At 36.2% G+C, this 1,436-nt stretch carries 1 protein-coding gene; it reads right to left on the reverse strand.

From position 1 onward, the window contains the following. Positions 1 to 31: 31 nt before the first annotated feature. A protein-coding gene (locus PCY07_RS10415; RefSeq protein WP_301356721.1) for an IS3 family transposase occupies positions 32 to 1,380 on the reverse strand; the annotation gives its coding sequence in 2 pieces (ribosomal slippage) (positions 32 to 939 and positions 939 to 1,380; 1,350 coding nt in all). Between the last annotated feature and the right edge of the window lie 56 nt (positions 1,381 to 1,436).

The raw sequence follows: 1,436 nt of genomic DNA on the forward strand, positions 1-1,436 counted from the left end.
TGTACTGACCCCAAAAAGTTAGACAAATAATTTAAGTGAAGGATTTAGTTCTGTATTGCACAGGACTAAGTCCTTTTAGTTTTACCTTAATGCGTTTGTTGTTGTAATAATCAATATACTCCACAATAGCTTGCTCCAATTGCTCAAGTGACTGAAACGTCTTCTCATAACCATAAAACATCTCAGACTTAAGAATTCCAAAGAAGGATTCCATCATGCCGTTGTCTGGACTGTTTCCTTTACGTGACATGGATGGTTGGATTCCTTTCTCTTCTAAAAAACGATGATAATACTGGTGTTGATACTGCCATCCTTGATCGCTATGAAGAATTGTATTTGTGTAATGATTCTTAGTAAAGGCCTTGTCTAACATAGATTTCACTTGTTCTAAATTTGGTGAAGTTGAAAGATTATAGGCGATAATTTCGCTGTTAAAACCATCTAAAACTGGCGATAAATAGAGTTTCTGACTGCTTGCTGGAATGGCAAACTCTGTCACATCTGTATAGCACTTTTCCATTGGTTTAGCTGCTTCAAACTGGCGTTGAATAAGGTTGTCTGCTTTCTTACCAATCTCTCCTTGGTAGGAAGAATACTTCCGTTTCCGACGAATTCGAGCTGTTAAAGCAAGGACTCTCATCAGACGTTGGACCTTCTTATGGTTTACTATATAACCACGATTTCTCAATTCAAGAGTCATTCGACGATAGCCGTAATTTCCCTTATGTTCATCATAAATGGCTTGTATTTCCACTTTGATAGCTTGATCTTTATCTACTTGATTCAGTTGCTTTAAGTGGTAATAATAGGTTGAACGAGCAAGTTTGATAATGTTTAGAAGGATATCTAAAGGAAACTCTGTTACCAATCCTTGAACAATTTCTGTTTTTCTTCTTGCTCCTTTTCGTCCCTCAATCGGAGTTCTCTCAACTTTTTTAGAATAGCATTCTCCGCTCTCAGGTACTCATTTTCTGCTTGAAGACGTTCTAACTCTGTCATCTCTTCAGGGTTTTTCTTTGGTTTACGTCCCATTTTAGGCGGTCTCCCTCTTGTTTTCTCAACAATAGTATACCCGTTTTTCTTATATTGTGCTATCCAATTAGGCAACATTCCAACACTTGGAAGAGCATAATCTAGAGATACCCTTATTTGTGAACGACCTTCAATCAGAACTTTATCAATGATTTCTCGTTTTAATTTAGGAGAATAATAACGATTCCTCCCCTTTTTAACGAACTCTATACCGTAACGATCAATCAATTTAATCATGTACTGAAGATTGGGAATTTTTATCCCAAATTTATTTGAAAGCTCTTTGAAGCTTCGCCTTTGCTTTCTAAGTTCATAGATCTGAACTTTATCTTCATAAGTTAGTTTCATAATAAAAACACCCCAAAAGTTAGAATTTTTCTGTCTAACTTTTGGGGTGCAGTTCA

It is taken from the genome of Streptococcus sp. SP1 (assembly GCF_030440005.1).
Classification (GTDB): domain Bacteria; phylum Bacillota; class Bacilli; order Lactobacillales; family Streptococcaceae; genus Streptococcus; species Streptococcus parasanguinis.